This window comes from Rhizobium sp. R693 (genome assembly GCF_002211315.1).
Classification (GTDB): domain Bacteria; phylum Pseudomonadota; class Alphaproteobacteria; order Rhizobiales; family Rhizobiaceae; genus Rhizobium.
Map to the genome: position 1 here is coordinate 171155 of NZ_LOKY01000049.1, position 18823 is coordinate 189977.

Here is an 18823-nt window from a genome sequence, read left to right on the forward strand (position 1 = left end):
GGATCACGTCTCATGCAGGACATGAGCGGCTTTGACCGCCGCGGAGGCGCGGTTTTCGACGCCGAGCTTCACATAGATCTGTTCGAGATGCTTGTTCACCGTGCGCGCCGACAGGCCGAGAATCTCGCCGATATCGCGGTTGGCCTTGCCTTTCGCAATCCATAACAGCACTTCGGACTCTCTCTGCGTCAGCGAGAAATGCCGGCGCAGCACCTCGTCGTCGGCGCGTGCGTTATTTGCTGTCAGGCGAAACAGATACTCGTCAGCACCGATCGCGCCCAGAAAGGCAAGTTGAAGCACGTCCTTGCCGGCATGCGAAAGCGAGATCGCGCCGTCGCGGGCTGAAGCCGGGCGGGTCTTCATCCATTCGGCAATCTTGCTGACCACCGTGTCCATAGCGTCGTCTCTGTCCATTGCAGCGTTGACGAGACGTGTTGCCTGCGGCGTTGACCAGTGAATGTCGCCGTCGCCCTTGACGGCAAGCAAATGCCGACCGGCGGCGTCCAGCGCAACGCGCGCGCTTTGTGTCGAGCGTGCGTTGCGCAAGTGGACACCGATCCGCGCTCGCAGTTCATCGATATTGATCGGCTTCGTCAGGTAGTCGACGCCTCCGGATTCAAGAGCGCGAACGACATGTTCGGTCTCCGTCAGACCGGTCATGAAGATGACTGGTATCTGGCTGATCGCCGGATTGGATTTGAGTTTCCTACAGGTCTCGAAGCCATCCATAGATGGCATGATCGCATCCAGCAGAATGATGTCGGGGGTAATCCGTTCCACGATGTTCAGCGCGGCGGAGCCCGATGTCGCTATCAGTACGGAGAAACCGGACTGCTCCAGAGCATCGGTCAGGAACCCCAACGCCTCGGGCGAGTCATCCACCAACAGAACGATATCGCGCGGGAGCTCAGCCAAGGGTCTCTACCTTCTCATGGAAGCGGTGCAGGAAATTCATGAGGCCGTTCAGATCGAATGAGGCCGCATAGGAACGAAGTTCCTCTGTAAATGGCTGATTTGCTTCCACCTTGGCAAGGTCGGCGAGCTTTGCCTCGATGCCTCTGATGTAGCCGATCTCGGCGAGCCGCAACAATTCCTGGATGTGAGCGGGTCCCGGGCTGACCATCGGCCGATCGTGTTTCGTGGGGGCAGGCTGGATCGCCTCCGCATAGATCCACTTCAAGCCCAGATGCAGCGCAAGCTTGTCGCGCAGCTGCTTGATGTCGACCGGCTTGCCGATGGCATCGCTGTGGCTGTCGTCGCTATCGCGGTGAGCGGCGGCGTCGCCGATATTGGCGGACAGCATAACGATCGGAGCGGTCTGGCCACTTGCGCGCAGGCGCGAGACGAGTTGCCAGCCATTCATGCCCGGCATCGAGATATCGACGAGAAACAGATCGGGCTGGATGCCTTCAATCAAGGTCAGGCAGTCTGCCCCGCTTGCCGCGGTCAGAACGACGAAGTCGAGAGGAGCAAGCACCTCGCGCATCATTTCGCGATGGTCCTCATTGTCGTCCACGACGACGATCGTGCGTCGCGGACCGTCGTAGCTGACGATCTTCTTTTCCTGCGGCGGAACCGTCATTTCGCGAAGCACAGCGGAAAGCATGAGGCGAACGCGGAAGACTGTTCCGCGATCCTTCTCGCTGCTTACCGAGATTTCGCCCCCGAGGGTGTTAGTCAGCAGCTGCGTGATCGTCAGGCCGAGGCCAAGGCCCGGCATTGGGCGAATGCTCTCGGCCTCGCCACGCTGGAAAGGCTCGTAGATGCGGCTCAAGTCCTTCTCGGCAATGCCACGCCCGGTGTCGGTAACGGCGAAGGTCGCGACCTGACTGCGGTACCCGACGTCGAAGGTGACGCTGCCTTCGTCGGTGAACTTTATGGCATTGGAGAGCAGGTTGACGAGAATCTGGCGCAGCCGCTTTTCGTCGGTGCGTACGAACTGGGGCAGGGCGGGTGAACGGTCGTGATGGAAGGTCAATCCTTTAGCCTGGGCCTGCGGACGGAACATGTCGACGATCTGATCCAGGAAGTCCTGAATGTTGATCTCGTTGGAATAGACTTGGAGGCGCCCGGCTTCGATCTTGGAGATATCGAGGAGACCATCGATGAGGCCGGAGAGATGCTCGGCGCTACGGCGGATGACCTTGATCGACGACTGCCGCGGAGTGGGAATGGTTTCGTCGCGCTCGAGAATCTGCGCGTAGCCGAGCACGGCATTCAGCGGCGTGCGCAATTCGTGACTGAGGCCGACGACATAGCGGCTCTTGGCGCGGTTGGCGGCTTCGGCGGTTTCCTTGGCGGTCTGGAGTGCCGCGTCGGTCTTCTTGTGGGCGGCGATTTCCTTCAGCAGCAGCGTATTCTGGCGCGAGGACTCTTCCTCGGCAACGACCCGGCTGTCATGCGCGAGCACGTAAAACCAGCAAACGACGCCGCCGATGACGGCGAAGACGAAGAAGACGATCAAGATGGTGCGGTTCACCACCTCGGCGGTTTCCGGCGAGGCTGCGGAGACCTGATGGGCGATCATGGCAAGGATCGTGCCGACGGCCGTCAGTGCCAGCACAACGGCGATGCCGTAGCGGCCGAGGCGGGTGGTCAGCTTCTCAACGACCGTGTCCGGTAGGACTGCCTTGGCGACCGCACCGACCTGTGCGTTGAAGCGCGCCTTCGGCTTGCACATGTCGTGACAGCGGCTGTCGAGCGAACAGCAGAGGGAGCAGATCGGCGCCGCATAGGCCGGGCACCAGGCCATGTCCTCCGGTTCGAAGGGATGCTCGCAGACAGAGCAGGTGATGTTTGTCAGGTTCTTCCAGCTGTGGCGCGGCTTGCGCGCGAGGTAGAATTTGCCCTTCGTGCCCCAGGCGATGAGCGGCGACGCGATCAGTGCGACGACGAGTGTGATGTAGGGCGCGAGCGAGGCGGCGATGGAACCGAAAACGCCGAAATGCGCGATGAGCGCAATGCCGGCCGACAGCGTCATGGCGCCGAGGCCGACCGGGTTGATGTCGTAGAGGTGGGCGCGCTTGAACTCGATGCCGGGAGGGGCGAGCCCGAGCGGCTTGTTGATGAAGAGATCGGCCGAGATCGTGCAGAGCCAGGCCATGGCGATGATCGAGAAGATGCCGAGTGTTTCTTCCAGCAGCTTGTAGATGCCGAGCTCCATCAGCAGAAGCGCGATTGCCACATTGAAGACGAGCCAGATGACGCGGCCGGGATGGCTGTGGGTGAGGCGGGAGAAGAAGTTCGACCAGGCGAGCGAGCCGGCATAGGCATTCATCACGTTGATCTTCAGCTGCGAGACCACCACGAAGGCAGCCATCAGCAACAGCGCGGCGTTGTGCCAGGGGATCATGTAGCCGAAGGCTGTCAGGTACATCTGGGCCGGATCGGCGGCACGATCGACCGGCACGCCCGACGCGAAGGTGAGCACGACGAGGAAGGAGCCGGCGAGCAGCTTCGGCGCGCCGATGATCACCCAACCGGGGCCGGCGAGGAAGACGGCGAGGCGGTGGCGCCAGTTGCGTTGCTTCTCCGGCGGCAGAAAGCGCAGGAAGTCGGCCTGTTCGCCGATCTGCGACATCAGCGCCAGAATGACGGCGGAGGCGGCGCCGAACTCGACGAGATCGAAGGGGGCGACGGTACCGGGCGGGCCGGACGCATGGCGGATACCGGCAAAAGCCCGCCAGAGATCGAACTTCTCCCAATCCATGACGGCGATGAAGAGGAAGGGCAGGACGTTGAGGACGATCCAGAAAGGCTGGGTCAGCAATTGAAACCGGCTGATCAGCCGGACGCCGTGCGTGACCAGCGGAATGACCATGACGGCGCTGATGATGTAGCCGATCCACAGAGGGATACCGAGCGTCAGCTCCAGAGCGCCGGACATGATCGAGGCCTCGATCGCAAACAGCATGAAGGTGAAGCTGGCATAGATCAGGGACGTGACCGTCGAGCCGATATAGCCGAAGCTCGCGCCTCGCGTCAGCAGATCGATATCGACGCCGTGGCGGATCGCATAGCGGCTGATCGGCAGGCCGATGGCAAGCATGGCGATGCTGGCGACGACAATGGCGAAAAAGGCGTTGGTTGTGCCGTAGGAGAGCGTGATCGCGCCGCCGATCGCTTCGAGCGCGAGGAAGGAAATGGCGCCGATCGCGGTTTGCGAGATGCGTTGCGACGAGAACTGCCGGGCGCTCTTTGCGGTAAAGCGCAGCGCGTAGTCTTCCAGCGTCTGGTTCGCCACCCAGCGATTGTATTCGCGCCGGACCGGAATGATGCGTTGCCGCGCTGCCATGCCTTGGTGCCAGCCCCTTTTGTTCCCCTTGTCATGCGTTCGTAACACGGAACGACACGAGGCTTAAGAGTGCGGCGCAGCGCAAAACTGCACATTTCGCCCCGTCCACTACGTCATATTGCGTATACGCTTTCGCGCTGCAGCACCGGATAGTCCCTTAAGCAACAGTTAACTGCCGGTTTCGGCCTGTTGTCGAACAAGAAGAGGGGATCAACCAGATGAATCTCAAGTCCTATATCACGGGCGCCGCACTCGGCGCCATCATGTCGGCCACGGCCGCGTTCCATGGAGCCGTTGCGGCTGACGACACCATCAAGGTCGGCGTTCTGCATTCGCTGTCCGGCACGATGGCAATTTCCGAAACGACGCTGAAAGACGCCATGCTGATGCTCATCGACGAGCAGAACAAGAAGGGCGGTCTCCTCGGCAAGAAGCTCGAAGCGGTCGTCGTCGACCCGGCTTCCGACTGGCCGCTGTTTGCCGAAAAGGCACGCGAGCTGATCGAAAAGGACAAGGTCGCGGCCGTCTTCGGTTGCTGGACGTCCTCGTCGCGCAAGTCGGTGCTGCCGGTTTTCGAAGAACTCAACTCCATTCTGTTCTACCCGGTTCAGTATGAAGGCGAAGAGTCCTCGCGCAACATCTTCTACACGGGTGCTGCTCCGAACCAGCAGGCTATCCCGGCAGTCGACTACCTGATGGAGAAGGAAGGCGTTAAGCGCTTCGTTCTCGAAGGCACCGACTACGTCTACCCGCGTACGACGAACAAGATCCTGGAAGCCTATCTCGAGTCCAAGGGCATTCCGAAGGAAGACATCGTCATCAACTACACGCCGTTCGGCTTCTCCGACTGGCAGACGGAAGTCAAAAAGATCAAGGAATTCGGCGCGGCCGGGAAGAAGACCGCCGTCGTCTCGACCATCAACGGCGACGCGAACGTTCCGTTCTACAAGGAACTCGGCAACCAGGGCATCAAGGCAACCGACATCCCGGTTGTTGCCTTCTCGGTCGGCGAAGAAGAGCTTGCCGGTCTCGACACCAAGCCGCTCGTCGGCCACCTCGCTGCCTGGAACTACTTCGAGTCGGTCGAAGGCCCTGCGAACAAAAAGTTCATCAAGCAGTGGCACGATTTCACCAAGAACGACAAGCGCGTGACCAACGACCCGATGGAAGCCGCCTATATCGGCTTCAATGCCTGGGTTAAGGCGGTTCAGGCCGCCGGCACGACCGACACGGATAAGGTTCTCGATACGATCATCGGCACCACGGTTCCGAATCTTTCGGGCGGCTATGCGACCGTCATGCCGAACCACCACATCACCAAGCCGGTGCTGATCGGTGAAATCCAGGCGAACGGCCAGTTCGAAATCGTTCAGCAGACCCCGGCAGTCGTTGGCGACGAATGGTCCGACTATCTGCCTGACTCAAAAGACCTGATCTCCGATTGGCGCAAGCCGATGAACTGCGGCAACTTCAATGTTGCCTCGGGCAAATGCGGCGGCAAGGGCTCCTGAGTGCGTTCCACCCCGTCACTCTGACGCCTGAAGACTTCCGCCCGGTCTCTCCTGTCCGGGCGGAAGGTCCATCTCACAGAAGTGCAGCCTTCCCATGTCGTGCCAAGCGATCGTACGAATCGCACCTGGAGAAGGCAGATTTCCCCGATTGCGCCGGAAGGCCAATGATGACCGAGGCAAGAAAGCCGATGTATCGCGCCATCAAAATCCTGCTCCTCACGCTCTGCCTGGCAATGCCGGCCTTTGCGACCGCCTTGAAAGCGCAGGAAGATATCCACCCTCTGATCGATGCGCTTGGTGTCGGCGATTTCCCTGAGCGCGAAGCCGCGATCAAGGCACTGGTCGCCTCCAAGGACCCGCGTGTCGGCGAGATCCTGCAGCTTTTGAGCGACGGCCAGCTTTATGTGAGTTCCGAGACCGGCGGCCCCGTGCTGGTGCAGGGCGGCACTGAAGATGAGCCGACCTACGCCGACCCGATTTCCGGCGATGTCGTCTCGGACGTCGATCCTGACTATATGTCCAAGGTCAAGATCAACAATTCGCTACGCACGGTAATTGCCACCGTCACCAGCCAGCTAACCCTATTGAGCCCGGATCGCGGCGCCCGGCTTGCGGCGGCCCAAGGACTACTCAAGGACGCCGATCCGGCAAATCTTGATCTCCTTACCTCTGCGCTCGCCGAAGAGAAGGATGCAGAGGTTAAGAATGCGATGGAAGCGGCGCGCGCTGTCATGGTGCTGAAGAGCGACGTCAGCGCTGAAGAGAAGAAGGCCGCCATCGATACAGTTGCGGCGCGCGGTGGGCGCGATGCGCTGACCATCCTGAATTCCGCGATCACGACCGCTCCAGACGAGCTCAAGGGCGCCATCCAGGCACATATCAACGCGATCAACCGCAGCCTGGCGCTCTGGGATATCGGGCAGAATGTCTGGTACGGGTTGTCGCTCGGATCTGTGCTGCTGCTGGCAGCGATCGGCCTTGCCATCACCTTCGGCGTCATGGGCGTCATCAACATGGCGCATGGCGAAATGGTGATGATCGGCGCCTACACGACGTACGTTGTGCAGGAGTACATCAGCTCCGCCTTTCCGGAACTCGGAAACTACTCGCTAGCGTTCTCCGTGCCGGCGGCCTTCCTCTTTACCGGCTTTGTCGGCCTTGTCATCGAGCGCGTCGTCATCCGCTATCTCTATGGTCGTCCACTTGAAACCCTGCTTGCCACCTGGGGTGTGTCGCTGATCCTGCAGCAGGCGGTCCGCACGATCTTCGGACCGACGAACCGCGAGGTCCGCAATCCGAGCTGGATGTCCGGTGCATTCGAACTAGGCGGTCTCTCGATCACCTGGAACCGCCTCTGGATCATCGTCTTCTCGATGGTCGTGTTCTTTGCGTTGCTCGTACTCCTGAAGCGCTCGGCCTTCGGCCTGCAGATGCGCGCCGTCACGCAGAACCGCCGCATGGCGTCCTCGATGGGCATCCGCACCGGCTGGGTCGATGCCTTCACCTTCGCGCTCGGCTCCGGCATTGCCGGTATCGCGGGCGTCGCGCTCTCGCAGATCGACAACGTCTCGCCGAACCTCGGCCAGAGCTACATCATCGACAGCTTCATGGTCGTGGTCTTCGGCGGCGTTGGCAATCTCTGGGGCACGCTGGTTGGTGCCTTGTCGCTCGGGGTCCTCAACAAGTTCCTCGAACCCTTCGCCGGCGCCGTTCTCGGCAAGATCCTGGTGCTCGTGCTCATCATTCTCTTCATCCAGAAGCGTCCGCGTGGGCTCTTCGCACTCAAAGGAAGGGCGGTGGAAGCATGATTACCGCCTTCCTTCTCCGGTCTCTCGATCGCAAGATCATTGCTGCAATCGTCATTCTGTTTGCGGTCGCGGTCTTGGTGCCGGTGCTCAATCTGTTGACCGCGCCGACCAATCCGCTGCACATCCCTACCTACATCATGGCGCTGTTCGGCAAGTACCTCACCTATGCGCTGCTGGCACTGGCGCTCGATCTCGTCTGGGGCTTCTGCGGCATCCTGTCGCTTGGTCACGGCGCTTTCTTCGCGCTCGGCGGCTATGCGATGGGCATGTACCTCATGCGCCAGATCGGCTCTCGCGGCGTCTATGGTGACCCCATCCTGCCCGACTTCATGGTCTTCCTGAACTGGAAGGAACTGCCCTGGTTCTGGTACGGCTTCGACAAGTTCTGGTTCGCGGCGCTGATGGTTCTGCTGGTGCCAGGGCTCTTGGCCTTCGTCTTTGGCTGGTTCGCCTTCCGCTCGCGCGTCAACGGCGTCTACCTGTCGATCATCACCCAGGCCATGACCTATGCACTGCTGCTCGCCTTCTTCCGAAACGACATGGGTTTCGGCGGCAACAACGGGATGACCGATTTCAAGGAGATCCTCGGTTTCAACGTCCAGGCGGACGGAACGCGCGCCGCGCTCTTTGCCGCGACCGCCATCTTCCTGGCGCTGTCTCTCATGATCGCCTCGGCCATCGTCCGCTCGAAATTCGGCAAGGTGCTGGTCGGCGTGCGCGATGCGGAAAGCCGCACGCGCTTCCTCGGCTACCGCGTGGAACACTTCAAGCTCTTCACCTTCGTCGTTTCGGCGATGATGGCGGGCATTGCCGGTGCGCTGTACGTGCCGCAAGTCGGGATCATCAACCCCGGCGAATTTGCGCCGGCCAACTCGATCGAAGTCGTCATCTGGACGGCCGTCGGCGGTCGCTCGACGCTGATCGGTCCGATCATCGGCGCCATTCTCGTCAACGGCGGCAAGACGATCTTTACCGGTCTCTTCCCCGAGTTCTGGCTGTTCGCGCTTGGCGGTCTCTTCGTGCTCGTCACGCTGTTCCTGCCGAAGGGTATCGTCGGCACGATTGGCCAGTATCTAAGCAGCCGCAAGCCGAAGACCGAGGCCACGCCGCCCGCGCTTCAGGAAGAGGGCGTCGACGCAAAAATTCAGCCGGCGGAGTGAGCGATCATGATCCCTGACGTCAAACCAAATAGCGTTCTCTATCTCAATAACGTCTCGGTTTCCTTCGACGGCTTCAAGGCGCTGAATTCGCTGTCGATCGTCATCGAGCCCGGTGAGCTGCGCGCCATCATCGGCCCGAACGGTGCCGGCAAGACGACGATGATGGATATCATCACTGGCAAGACGCGACCGGACGAGGGCGAGGTCTTCTTCAGCGGCGACGTCGACCTGACGAAGAGAGACGAGGCCGACATCGCCCAACTCGGGATCGGCCGCAAGTTCCAGAAGCCGACGGTCTTCGAAAGCCACACCGTCTGGGACAATCTGGAACTGGCGCTGAACCGCAAGCGTGGGGTCTTTGCGACGCTGTTCTATCGGCTCGCCAGCGAAGATAAGGCGCGTATCGATGAGATCCTTGAGACGGTCCGGCTGACGCATCGGCGCGACGAACTTGCGGCCAATCTCTCGCACGGCCAGAAACAATGGCTGGAAATCGGCATGCTTCTGGCGCAGGAGCCGAAGCTGCTTCTGGTCGACGAGCCGGTCGCCGGCATGACCGACGCCGAAACAGCCGAAACCGCGATCCTCCTCAAAGAGATCGCCAAGACCCGCTCGGTTGTCGTCGTCGAGCATGACATGGGCTTCATCCGCGACCTTGGCGTCAAGGTGACTTGCCTCGCCGAAGGCTCGGTGTTGGCCGAGGGATCGATCGATTTCGTGAGCTCCGATCCGAAGGTGATCGAGAATTATCTGGGGCGGTGAGATGCTGACAGTCGAGAATGCAAATCTTCATTACGGTGCGGCACAGGCGCTGCGCGGCGTCTCCATCAAGGCTGAAATGGGCAAGATCACTTGCGTGCTGGGGCGTAACGGCGTGGGCAAGAGTTCTCTTCTCCGCGCCGTTACCGGCCAGCATCCCTTGTCTGCCGGCAGCGTCAGCTTCAATGACGTGAAGCTCAACGGACTACCACCGTTTGCGCGGGCCAAGCAGGGCATTGGCTACGTGCCGCAGGGCCGTGAGATCTTTCCCTTGCTGACGGTCAAGGAAAACCTCGAGACCGGATTTGCCCCGCTCGGACGTCGTGACCGCTCCATTCCGGATGATATTTACAGCCTGTTTCCGGTGCTGCAGTCGATGCTGGGGCGGCGCGGCGGGGATTTGTCCGGCGGGCAGCAACAGCAGCTGGCGATTGGCCGGGCGATGGTGACGCGGCCGAAGATCCTGGTGCTCGACGAGCCGACTGAAGGCATCCAGCCGTCGATCATCAAGGATATCGGCCGGGCGATCCGCTATCTGCGTGACAGTACCGGCATGGCGATCCTGCTGGTCGAGCAATATCTCGATTTCTGCCGCGAACTTGCCGACTATGTCTACATCATGGATCGCGGCGAGATCGTTCACGAGGGTCTTGCGGAAACGCTCGATACGCCGGAAGCACGTCGTCATCTGACTGTCTGATCCCATGGTTATCTGTTGGGCAGATGCTGTTTTCCTCGGCAGTCTCTGAGGGATCTCGCTGCCGCCGGTCCGATCGTGGAGAGCGTCTCGGCACGGCACGGGAATTGCTTGATTTCTGCAGGTTAGTGACTTCAATGAAAAACGGCCGGGTCAACCGGCGGTGCATTGGAAAGGGATGGAATGACGAACGCGGCGGCAGCCACGAGACCGCAGAGAGCCGAGGGGCGCGCGCATCTGGCTGCGAAGACGCTTGACGGGCGTACGCGCCTGCAGGAGCTCTATCAGGAAGGAGCGGCCAAGATCCGCCTTCCGGATACGTTCGATTCCTCCATGGAAGCCGTCATCATCAATACCGCGGGTGGCCTCACCGGCGGCGACCGGATGAACTGGAGCGTTGTGGCTGGCCCCGGCGCCCGTATCGACGTCACCACACAGGCCTGCGAGAAGATCTACAAGGCGTCAGCCGGAACAGCCGAGGTCAACACCAGCATTACCGTCGGCGCGAGCGCCCGGGTGGACTGGCTTCCGCAGGAAACCATTCTGTTCGATCGCTCGTCGCTGTTTCGTCGGCTCGAAGTCGATATCGAGGATGATGCCGAATTCCTGGCGGTCGAGGCCATCCTGCTTGGCCGCAAGGCGATGGGGGAGGCGGTGGACACCGGCCTCTTTCGCGACCGCTGGCGCATTCGCAAGGCAGGCAGGCTCTGCCACGCCGAGGGCCTGCAGATGCAGGGCAATGTCGCATCGCTTGCTGGCGCCGATGCCGTGCTCGGCGGCAAAGTCGCGTTTGCGACGGTGCTTTATGTCGGGCCGCGGGCGGAAGCCTACCTTGGCGCAGTACGTCCGTTGCTCGACGGCCATATGGGCGGCGCCAGCAGCTGGGCCGGCAAGCTTATCGTGCGCCTTTCGGCGCCTGATGGCTTTGCGCTCAGAAAAATTCTCATCCCGATCATTTCGACCTTGCGCAATGGAGCGCCGGTACCGAAAGTCTGGAATCTCTAGTTCAAGCAGATGGATGCACGATGAACCTCACACCGAGAGAAAAAGACAAGCTGTTGATTTCGATGGCGGCGATGGTCGCGCGGCGGCGGCTGGAGCGGGGCGTCAAGCTCAATCATCCCGAAGCGATCGCGCTGATTACCGATTTCGTCGTCGAGGGCGCGCGTGATGGTCGCCCGGTTGCGGAACTGATGGAAGCCGGCGCTCATGTCATCGGTCGTCACCAGGTCATGGAAGGTATCGCGGAGATGATCCATGACGTGCAGGTCGAGGCGACCTTTCCCGACGGCACCAAGCTTGTGACCGTCCACGAGCCGATCCGCTGAGGTCCTGATGCTGGAGCTACGCCCCAATTGCGAATGCTGCGACAAGGACCTGCCGCCTGACAGTTCCGAGGCTGCTATCTGCACCTTCGAGTGCACATTCTGCGCCGATTGTGCTGTCGACGTCCTCGGCGGCGTCTGCCCGAATTGCGGCGGCGAGCTCGTGCGCCGCCCCGTGCGTCCGGCTGCCAAGCTTGCCAAATACCCCGCGTCGACAAAGCGCGTTCTGAAGGCCGAGGGCTGCCGGCCCATCAAGGCCGCGTGAGGAGAAAATCATGATCCCAGGAGAAATCATTGCCGCAAGTGGCGACATCGAGCTGAACGTCGGTGCGCCGACAACAACACTCGAAGTCTCGAACACCGGCGATCGTCCGGTCCAGGTCGGCAGCCACTATCATTTTGCTGAAACGAATGCCGGCCTCTCCTTCGATCGGGAGAAGGCGCAGGGCATGCGGCTCGATATCCCGGCAGGCACGGCCGTCCGTTTCGAGCCCGGGCAGACGCGTGCGGTAACCCTCATTCCGCTTTCCGGCAAGCGCGAGGTCTATGGCTTCCGCCAACTCGTCATGGGCAAGCTCTAAGTGATCGGGGAGGAGACGATGCGCGCGAGCTTGTATCTTCTGGCGTCCGGCGTTGCCGCGTTCATCGCCTTTGGCGCCAATGCGGAAGATCTGGATTGCAAAAAACCTGTCACACAGGCCGACATGACGGCTTGTGAACAGGCGCGTCAGGAAACCGCCGATAAGGCACTGAACGCGCAATACAAGGTCACCCGTGCCGCGCTTGCTGCGCTCGATAAGGATCTCGGCGCTGATGGCGGTGCCGAGAAGGCGCTCGTGAAAGCCCAGCGCGCGTGGGTGGATTTTCGCGATGCGGAATGCGAGGCGACAGGCTTCCAGGCGCGCGGCGGCACGATGGAACCGATGCTTGTCGCCGGCTGCATCGCCGAGCTGACGGACCAGCGCACCAAACAGCTCAAGGAACTCGCAGAGACGATGGGCAACTGAGGTGGTTGGCAGAATCATGATCATCGGCAACGGAGAGATCGGAGCGCAGGCGGCGGCTGCGGTAGCGGATGCCGCGTTCGTGATCCGCTTTAACGAATGCCGGTCTTACGAGGCGAGCCCGGGCCGTACCGATGTCGTCGCGGTCTGCAATACCGGGCGCCCGGGCAAAGCGATGCTTGCTTCGCAGGCGTGGCGGGAGCATCCCGCGGTGTGTGAAGCTGCGGCGATCTGGAGCGTGCGCGATCCGCGGAAATTTGCGGAACTGCGTGCGCCGCTTGCGGTGACGCATCCCGAGCTGGACGATTTCTGCGACGACTACACGAGTCAATTCAAAGCGTTCTGTGCGGAAGTTGGCAAGGCGCATGTGGTCATTGACAAAGTGATTCATGAATCGGTGGACGAGGCGCTCGCGGCCTACCACCCGGCGCCTTACGTCGTGCCGAGCAGCGGCGTGATCGTGATCGCCGAGGTGATGAACAGATTTCCCGAGGCGGCCATCGATCTCGCGGGCTTCGGCCATGCGGGCTGGGAATGGCATCCCTTCGCTGCCGAGCGGCAGCTTGTCGATAGTTATGTCGCCGCCGGTCGCGTCACGCGGCTGCCGGCGAGCGCATCCCTTTCTTCCTCCCAAGGAGCCTGACATATGCCCTACAAGATTTCCCGCGCCGCCTATGCCGGTATGTTCGGCCCGACCACCGGTGACAAGGTGCGGCTCGCCGATACGGAGCTCTTCATCGAGATCGAGAAGGACTTCACTACCTATGGCGAAGAAGTGAAGTTTGGCGGCGGCAAGGTGATCCGTGACGGCATGGGGCAGAGCCAGGCGACGCGGGCGCAAGGTGCCGTCGACACCGTCGTCACCAATGTGGTGATCATCGACCACACAGGCATCGTGAAGGCCGACATCGGGCTCAAGAACGGCCGTATCGCGGCGATTGGCAAGGCGGGCAATCCCGATACCCAGCCGGGCGTCAATATCATTGTCGGCCCCTCGACCGAGGCGATTGCCGGCGAAGGCAAGATCATCACGGCCGGCGGCATGGACGCGCATATCCACTACATCTGCCCGCAGCAGATCGAGGAAGCGCTGATGTCCGGCGTTACCTGCATGCTGGGCGGCGGCACAGGCCCCGCACATGGCACGCTCGCTACCACCTGCACCGGCGCCTGGCATATTGAGCGGATGATCGAGAGCTTCGACGGCTTCCCGATGAACCTCGCGCTTGCCGGTAAGGGCAACGCCTCGCTGCCGGCGGCGCTCGAGGAAATGGTGCTGGCCGGCGCGTCGTCGCTGAAGCTGCACGAAGATTGGGGCACGACGCCGGCGGCGATTGACTGCTGCCTTTCGGTCGCCGACGAATACGACATCCAGGTGATGATCCATACCGATACGCTGAACGAAAGCGGCTTTGTCGAAGACACCATCGGTGCCATCAAGGGCCGCACGATCCACGCCTTCCATACGGAAGGCGCCGGTGGTGGGCACGCCCCCGATATCATCAAGATCTGCGGCCAGCCGAACGTCATCCCGTCGTCCACCAACCCGACGCGTCCCTACACGGTCAACACGATCGCCGAGCATCTCGACATGCTGATGGTCTGCCATCACCTGTCACCGTCGATCCCCGAGGATATCGCCTTCGCCGAAAGCCGCATCCGCAAGGAGACGATCGCCGCTGAAGATATTCTCCATGATATCGGTGCCTTCTCGATCATCTCGTCCGACAGCCAGGCCATGGGCCGCGTCGGCGAAGTGGCGATCCGCACCTGGCAGACGGCCGATAAGATGAAGCGTCAGCGCGGTCGACTGAAGGAAGAGAAGGGCGAGAACGACAACTTCCGCGTCCGCCGCTACATTGCCAAATACACGATCAATCCGGCGATCGCACAGGGTCTCAGCCATGAGATCGGCTCGATCGAAGTCGGCAAGCGCGCGGATCTCGTGCTGTGGAACCCGGCCTTCTTCGGCGTCAAGCCTGAGATGGTGCTGCTCGGCGGCTCCATCGCGGCGGCACCCATGGGCGATCCGAATGCGTCGATCCCAACGCCGCAGCCGATGCATTACCGGCCGATGTTTGCCGCCCACGGCAAGCTGCGGACAAGTTCATCCGTTACCTTCGTCTCGCAGGCGTCGCTTGACGCCGGCCTGAAGGGCAGGTTGGGTGTGGCCAAGGATCTCGTCGCGGTGAGGAACACCCGCGGCGGTATTTCCAAGGCGTCGATGATCCACAACAGCCTGACGCCTGAAATCGAGGTTGATCCCGAGACGTACGAAGTCCGCGCCGACGGCGAGTTGCTGACCTGCGAGCCCGCGACGGTTCTGCCGATGGCACAGCGTTATTTCCTGTTCTAGTCGATGAGGTGAGGCCGGCGCGAGGTGCCGGTCGCTCTTAAAGCCATACGTTAAATCAGAATCTTCCCAGAGTTGTTTTCTGTTTTTGCCTGTTCCACCTTGAGGCGGTCTGCCCGTAATAGGACATTCCCAGCTGCGAAGTCAGAAAATTCTCATGAAAACAGTAGCTTATTTCCTCTGACTTATTGAGCGATTCATCTCTGAGAACGTCACGTTTTTGAGCAGTTTTCAACCGGCGATCAATTCACCAAACTCGTTCGAATCTTAACAATTCACTTAACAACTCGGCAGCAGTTGGCCTCTAAGCAATGTGCCTAGCGGTGGGCAAGAAGGTCGATTCGCATGAGAATTTCACTCCAGGCGGAGCTTGGCGATTTCCAGGATCGCCACACAATTTACGTGTTCGCTCTCAAGATGAGCTTCCTTGCGGTGACGCTGTCGTCGGTGGTGACTACGCTCGTATTGCCTCTGCTCGACTGGATAGGAATGTTGCCAGTGCCGCTCGCTCATGGCGTTGTCTACGGCGTCTTACTGTCGTGGCTTATAGGCGGCGCGGTTTCGAGTGTATTGTCCCTCGTGGCGGGTCACGCGATGCATCAGCTCAGCGTCTCGCGTGCGGAGTTCGAGCAACTGAGCCGGACCGATGTGCTGTCAGGTCTTCTCAACCGGCGTGCCTTTACCGAGGCATTGGAGCAGGTCGACGGAGACGCCTGCCTCGCAATCTTCGACGTGGACCGTTTCAAGGCTATCAATGATCGCTTCGGCCATGCCAGTGGTGATGCCGTGATCGTGACCGTGTCGGCCATCCTGGCCGCCGCCTTCGACGGGCACTCCGTCGCGGCGAGGCTGGGCGGTGAGGAATTCGGCGTGATCGTTGTCGGCGGCTCGCAGGAGCAGCGGGTCGAGAAAGTGCGGTCGGTCTGCGACCGCTTGGCGGCGCATCCCATCGTTGCCGACGATTGCGTGGTCGCACTTACCGTGTCGGCCGGTATCGCGGAGCTCGAACCGGGGCGGAGCAAGGAGGGCGCCTACTCCTCGGCAGATAAGGCACTCTATCTGGCGAAGGCGCTCGGTCGAAACCGTGTGGTACATGAGAACGAAGGGCTCCATCCGGGTTGGCGCAGGCATCTGCCGGCGGAGGCTGCTGCTGCTCGCGCGATGAATGTGGATTGTGACGAGGCGCGGCTGGCCTGAGGAAAATCGCGCGGCGCTGCCGTCAACGCCTCATTCCTTCTTGCATCGCAAGGGGCTATTTTGCATGGTCGCAATCTCAAGCGAATTGGACATGTCATGCAACGCGTCACTTCCTATCTGCCCGCCGGAACGCCTTCCTCGAACCCGATCGGAAAGGTCGTTCTGCCGCACGACTTGAGGCATTTGCGGCGGAAGCTGCTCCATCTCGAAAACGGCGAGATGGTCATGCTCGATCTCAAGGAGCCGGTGCTCTTTGCAAGTGGTGATATGCTGGTTCTCGAGGACGGCGAGCTCATCGAAATCGTGGCCGCCGACGAGAAGCTCTTCGAGGTGAAGGGCAGGGATCGCCTGCACCTGATCGAACTCGCATGGCATCTCGGCAATCGGCATCTCGGTGCACAGATCGAGGAAGACCGCATTCTCATCCTGCGTGATCATGTGATCCGTGCCATGCTCGAAGGGCTTGGCGCGACGGTTCGGGAAGTCGCCGAGCCGTTCCAGCCTGCTCGCGGCGCCTATCATGCGCATGGTCATGACCACGCGCATCATCATCACTCGCACGACTGAACTGATATGACTGAAGATGCCGAGCTGCAGGCGTTGCTGCGGTTGATGGCGTGGCTTTCGCCAGCCTTCCCCGTTGGGTCCTTCGCGTATTCAGGCGGTCTGGAACGCGCCGTCCACGATGGATTGGTCACCGATGCTCATTCGCTTGCGACGTGGGCAACGAACCTGATGGAGCGTGGCGCTGTGTGGAATGACGCCGTTCTTCTCACCGAGAGCCACCGCTGTCACGGACAACCGGAGCGGCTCGGTGAACTCGCCGAGCTGGCTGAAGCGCTTGCCGGCTCGCGCGAGCGTCATCAGGAAACGATGTTGCTGGGTGACGCGTTCCTGTCTGCGGCCAGTGCATGGCCGGACGAGGTCTTCGATCGATTGCCGAGACACGTAGCGTATCCGGTGGCCATCGGCGCCGTTGCGGGTGCGCATGGGGTTGGGTCGGAGAAGGCGGTTGCGGCATTCCTGCACGCCTATCTGTCGCAGGCGGTTTCCGCAGGCATCCGTCTCGGCGTCGCCGGGCAGAAGGACGGCGTTGCCATCCTGTCGCGGCTCGAGGACGACATAACCTCGGTTGCGAAGCGGGCAACCGTTTCAACATTGGACGATCTCGGATCGGCAACCATCCAGGCCGATATCATGTCGCTGCGCCACGAGACGCAGTCGACGCGGCTTTTTCGGTCATAGCTTGTCCGGGAAGGTTCGGTCACGACCTGCGTCATTTGCCGGTGGTCGCTCTTCGAGCGGGGCGCTATCATCGGCTATTATTGGAGTTCAGAATATGAAATCAGGAAACGGACCCTTGCGCGTAGGCATCGGTGGGCCGGTTGGCTCGGGCAAGACGGCGCTCACCGAGAAACTCTGCAAGGCCATGCGTGACGAATACTCCGTCGCCGTCGTCACGAACGACATCTATACGACCGAGGATGCCGAGGCACTGATGCGCATGCAGGCTTTGCCATCGGATCGGATCGTGGGTGTGGAAACCGGCGGTTGCCCGCATACGGCAATCCGCGAGGACGCGACAATCAATTTGCAGGCTATCGCCGGTCTCAACGAGCGGATTCCCGATCTGGATGTCGTTTTCATTGAGTCAGGTGGCGACAACCTGGCCGCCACCTTCTCTCCTGATCTGGCTGATATCACCATCTACGTCATCTCGGTTTGCCAGGGTGAGGAAATCCCGCGCAAGGGTGGCCCTGGCATTACCAAATCCGACCTTCTCGTCATCAACAAGAAGGATCTGGCCCCCTATGTCGGTGCGGATCTGGAAGTCATGGACCGCGACGCGACACGGATGCGCCAGGCACGCCCCTTCGTTTTTTCCGACATGAAGCGCGGCGATGGTGTCAATTCCATCGTCAGCTTCCTGAAAGAGCATGGCGGTCTCTAGAGGTCAGACCTGCCTGAGCAGATCCACATCCTCGATCGCGATAGCACGGCCGCAAACGCTTACGCCTGATGCGCGCAACGTGGAGAAAGCGCGCGACAGCGCTTCCGGTGCCAGACCCAGCTTTCGCGCCAGGAGGCTCTTCTGGAATGGAAGACGCAAGGAGGCCCGCGTGCCTTCACTGGTGCAGTGCGCTAGCAGATAATGCGCGACGCGCTGGGGGCTCGTCTGCATGCGGTCCTGCGCCAGGCAATCCATGGTCGAAAGCAGATGCTGCGAGAGGCTGCGCGCGATGGCGCCGCCAATGCGCGGCAATTCGTCCAGCAGCGCCTTGACCTGCGCGATGTCGAAGCGAGCGAGGATCGCGTGTTCCATCGCTTGGGCACCGTAATTGTATGCTTCGCCCGCGAGCACGAGGCCTTCTCCGAAGCTCTGGCCCGGCTCGCAGATGCTGATATCCGCTTCGCGGCCTTCAGAGCCGCGATAGAGACGAACATAGCCGCTCAGCACGCAGTAGAAGTACCGTGCCTTCTCGTGCTGACGAAACAGAACATCCTGCGGCTCATAGCGCACCGCCGCCGCGCAAGACAGCAGAGCGCCTCGCTCATGCGGGTCGAGGCTGGACGCGATCAATGCACCACCAAGCATCGCCTGCTGCGCGCTGCTCAGTTTCAAAACTTCGGTCATCTGTTCTCCTGTGGGGCAGCGGATGCCACCCCTAGCTGATATTGGCCAGGGTAACCGGGAGACGCGGTTCAGGACTTGAT

Annotated in this window: 18 protein-coding genes and 1 pseudogene; 16 read left to right on the top strand and 3 right to left on the bottom strand. The window is 61.0% G+C overall.

The genetic code is table 11. The features are described from left to right. Positions 1-3: 3 nt before the first annotated feature. Positions 4-915 (bottom strand): response regulator transcription factor, encoded by a 912-nt coding sequence (locus ATY79_RS29830; protein WP_088705757.1) that lies wholly within the window; start codon positions 913-915, stop codon positions 4-6. Next, positions 908-4294 carry an ATP-binding protein gene (locus tag ATY79_RS29835; protein ID WP_088695055.1) on the bottom strand — a complete coding sequence of 1129 codons (3387 nt, stop codon included), beginning with the start codon at positions 4292-4294 and terminating at the stop codon, positions 908-910. Before ATY79_RS29835 ends, ATY79_RS29830 begins: the two co-directional genes overlap by 8 nt. A gap of 218 nt (positions 4295-4512) precedes the next feature. On the opposite strand from ATY79_RS29835, the gene urtA reads away from it, so the two are divergent. The 16 genes and pseudogenes from urtA to ureG all read left to right on the top strand — a co-directional run bounded on the left by urtA (position 4513) and on the right by ureG (position 18059). Beyond that, positions 4513-5805, top strand: coding sequence for an urea ABC transporter substrate-binding protein (gene urtA / locus ATY79_RS29840; RefSeq protein ID WP_088695054.1), 1293 nt, complete (start codon positions 4513-4515; stop codon positions 5803-5805). A gap of 188 nt (positions 5806-5993) precedes the next feature. Further along, positions 5994-7613, top strand: coding sequence for an urea ABC transporter permease subunit UrtB (gene urtB, locus ATY79_RS29845; protein WP_088695195.1), 1620 nt, complete (start codon positions 5994-5996; stop codon positions 7611-7613). Beyond that, positions 7610-8701: pseudogene (gene urtC, locus ATY79_RS29850) on the top strand (urea ABC transporter permease subunit UrtC); the annotation flags it as partial. The gene urtB and the pseudogene urtC, both read left to right, overlap by 4 nt. A gap of 78 nt (positions 8702-8779) precedes the next feature. Continuing rightward, positions 8780-9535, top strand: a complete 756-nt coding sequence (urtD, locus tag ATY79_RS29855) for an urea ABC transporter ATP-binding protein UrtD (protein ID WP_088695052.1) — start codon at positions 8780-8782, stop codon at positions 9533-9535. A 1-nt stretch (position 9536) separates the two neighbouring features. After that, a complete protein-coding gene (urtE, locus tag ATY79_RS29860; RefSeq protein WP_088705759.1) occupies positions 9537-10232 on the top strand; it encodes an urea ABC transporter ATP-binding subunit UrtE in 696 nt (231 codons plus the stop codon). Positions 10233-10412: 180 nt separating this feature from the next. Further along, complete coding sequence (locus tag ATY79_RS29865) at positions 10413-11234, top strand: urease accessory protein UreD (protein WP_088705760.1); 822 nt, start codon at positions 10413-10415, stop codon at positions 11232-11234. Positions 11235-11254: 20 nt separating this feature from the next. Next, entirely contained in the window at positions 11255-11557 is a 303-nt protein-coding gene (locus ATY79_RS29870; protein ID WP_007533656.1) for an urease subunit gamma, read from the top strand. A gap of 7 nt (positions 11558-11564) precedes the next feature. Next, on the top strand, positions 11565-11819 hold the full coding sequence (locus ATY79_RS29875) for a DUF1272 domain-containing protein (protein ID WP_088705761.1): 255 nt from the start codon (positions 11565-11567) through the stop codon (positions 11817-11819). Positions 11820-11829: 10 nt separating this feature from the next. Beyond that, positions 11830-12135 (top strand): urease subunit beta, encoded by a 306-nt coding sequence (locus tag ATY79_RS29880; RefSeq protein WP_088695048.1) that lies wholly within the window; start codon positions 11830-11832, stop codon positions 12133-12135. Positions 12136-12153: 18 nt separating this feature from the next. Further along, a complete protein-coding gene (locus tag ATY79_RS29885) occupies positions 12154-12561 on the top strand; it encodes a lysozyme inhibitor LprI family protein (RefSeq protein ID WP_088695047.1) in 408 nt (135 codons plus the stop codon). 16 nt (positions 12562-12577) lie between these two features. Next, positions 12578-13201: a Urease operon accessory protein gene (locus ATY79_RS29890; RefSeq protein WP_088695194.1), complete on the top strand. Its 624-nt coding sequence runs from the start codon at positions 12578-12580 to the stop codon at positions 13199-13201. Positions 13202-13204: 3 nt separating this feature from the next. Then, entirely contained in the window at positions 13205-14914 is a 1710-nt protein-coding gene (gene ureC, locus ATY79_RS29895; protein ID WP_088705762.1) for an urease subunit alpha, read from the top strand. 342 nt (positions 14915-15256) lie between these two features. Continuing rightward, positions 15257-16108: a GGDEF domain-containing protein gene (locus ATY79_RS29900; protein ID WP_088695045.1), complete on the top strand. Its 852-nt coding sequence runs from the start codon at positions 15257-15259 to the stop codon at positions 16106-16108. 96 nt (positions 16109-16204) lie between these two features. Next, on the top strand, positions 16205-16675 hold the full coding sequence (gene ureE / locus ATY79_RS29905; protein WP_088695193.1) for an urease accessory protein UreE: 471 nt from the start codon (positions 16205-16207) through the stop codon (positions 16673-16675). Between the two features lie 6 nt (positions 16676-16681). Continuing rightward, complete coding sequence (locus tag ATY79_RS29910; RefSeq protein WP_088695044.1) at positions 16682-17353, top strand: urease accessory protein UreF; 672 nt, start codon at positions 16682-16684, stop codon at positions 17351-17353. Positions 17354-17447: 94 nt separating this feature from the next. Then, positions 17448-18059 carry an urease accessory protein UreG gene (gene ureG / locus ATY79_RS29915; RefSeq protein WP_007790259.1) on the top strand — a complete coding sequence of 204 codons (612 nt, stop codon included), beginning with the start codon at positions 17448-17450 and terminating at the stop codon, positions 18057-18059. 3 nt (positions 18060-18062) lie between these two features. Here the strand turns inward: ureG and ATY79_RS29920 are convergent, their stop codons facing one another. Further along, on the bottom strand, positions 18063-18743 hold the full coding sequence (locus ATY79_RS29920; protein ID WP_088695043.1) for a Crp/Fnr family transcriptional regulator: 681 nt from the start codon (positions 18741-18743) through the stop codon (positions 18063-18065). Positions 18744-18823 lie beyond the last annotated feature (80 nt).